Source organism: Streptomyces sp. NPDC002868 (assembly GCF_055563295.1).
This window is the reverse complement of record NZ_JBVHDR010000086.1, coordinates 1-1,634: the sequence shown is the minus strand read 5'-3', so window position 1 is coordinate 1,634 and position 1,634 is coordinate 1. Positions and strand designations below refer to the sequence as shown.

Below are 1,634 nucleotides of genomic sequence, written 5' to 3'. Positions count from 1 at the left end.
GGGCACGGTGCGGAAGGTCGGCCGCGCGGTCGTCCAGAACAGATGCCGGTCCTGTTCCTCTGGCCGATCCGGAGTGGAGGTTCTCCGGCTGCGCCAGGACGGTAGGCCGGAACATTTCAGTGGCCGTGCCGTGGCGTAACAGTGGCTCATCACCCGCTGTTACCTGTGCCTGTTACGTCTGTTACTTACGCCTGCTACTCAAGCCTGTTCCTCACGCCTGTGACTTGCGCCGACACCTCGGCCGTCCTGGGGCCACCCGCTCCGCTGTCGGCCGTGGCCGAAGAGGAGGCGGGCCCCGGGTCCAGGGCGTCGCGGACGGCGGTCAGGATGTCCTCGGTGCCGGCGCCGAGCGCTCGGGCGGCGGAGGTGAAGTCCCGGGCCAGAGTGGTGAGTTGGTCGGCATCGTGCGCGTGCGGCTCGGACGGGAGCACCGCGACCCGGGTGCCCGCGCCACGGCGGGTGCGGATCAGCTCGGCGGCCTCCAGCTCGCGGTAGGCACGAGCCACGGTGCCCGGCGCCAGACCGAGGTCGGCGGCGAGCTGGCGCACGGTCGGCAGCCGCTCGCCCTCGGCCAGCCGGCCGGTGCGGATCAGCGCGGCCAGCTGCGCGCGGATCTGCTCGTACGGCGGTACCTGGCTGGTGGTGTCGACGCGGACGGCGGGGTCACTCATCGCCGAAAGTCCCATCGTCGGCTGCCTCGTCGTCGACCGCCCGGGGTGCCACCACGGTGACCAGGGACCATCCGAAGGTGAACAGGCTCAGCAGGCCCAGGGGGCAGATCACCACGATGGTGGCGGCGCCCAGCGGGCCGGCGCAGGCCTTCTCCGTGAGCGCGACGAAGACCATCAGCACGACGAGCAGCACCTGGCTCGACACCAGCAGCCCCCAGGCTCCGGTGATCGCCCACGCGCGGTCGCGGCGCTGCTGGTCGTCGCCCGGGCCGTGGGCGATACGGCGCAGGGCCCAGACGCAGACGGGGGTTCCGACCGCGAGGGCGGCGAACATCGGGCCGCTGTAGTACAGGCCGGGCCAGGGACCGAGGGATGCGCGCATCCCTTCGCAGGTGACGGTCATGACACGCCCCGCTCTGCCTATCCGGTCGGGGTCGGAGGAGGCCGTGACCGTACCGATCACCAGCAGGGTGACGAGGGACGCCGCCTGCAGAAGAAGCAGGGGCGCCATACGGGGCGGCACTTGGTCTCGGACCAGGCGCGGGGCGAGACTCGCGGTGCGTACCGTTTCCTGGGGACGCAGGGTCAGGGCGTCGCCGAGCAGGACACCGCCCACCGCGCACAGGCCGAAAGCGGTGATGGCGAACACGAGGGGCATCGTGATGTCGTCGCTCTCCATCGTGACCAACTGCTGTGCGGCCACGATGCCGATGGCCAGACCGGACCAGCGGGCGTAATAGTCGGCGTGGTCGAGGAACCGGGACTGGAGCGGGACGGTGTCGAGCATATGGAGATCCCCCCAGATCATCTTGTATCAAGCGATGGGTACAAGATGCCCTGGTCGGGATCTTGTGTCAAACGCTCGACACAAGGCGATACAAAGGGAAACGGCTTCTGGCACAAGGGAGTTCCCTACGGCGCAAAGAGGGGACGCCCTCCGGCCCAGGGGTGCCCCCTGGGCCG

General features: G+C 70.0%; 1 protein-coding gene and 1 pseudogene. Both read right to left on the bottom strand.

Going from position 1 to position 1,634, the window contains the following annotated elements; genetic code table 11:
• Positions 1-296 precede the first annotated feature (296 nt).
• Positions 297-671: pseudogene (locus tag ACZ3H8_RS40805) on the bottom strand (GntR family transcriptional regulator); the annotation flags it as partial.
• Positions 664-1,458, bottom strand: coding sequence for a hypothetical protein (locus tag ACZ3H8_RS40800; RefSeq protein ID WP_467410441.1), 795 nt, complete (start codon positions 1,456-1,458; stop codon positions 664-666). The gene ACZ3H8_RS40800 and the pseudogene ACZ3H8_RS40805, both read right to left, overlap by 8 nt.
• Positions 1,459-1,634 lie beyond the last annotated feature (176 nt).

Bases quoted from the DNA above. Each gene is read 5' to 3' on its own strand.
- ACZ3H8_RS40800 (WP_467410441.1), bottom strand. From the start codon at position 1,458: ATGCTCGACACCGTCCCGCTCCAGTCCCGGTTCCTCGACCACGCCGAC.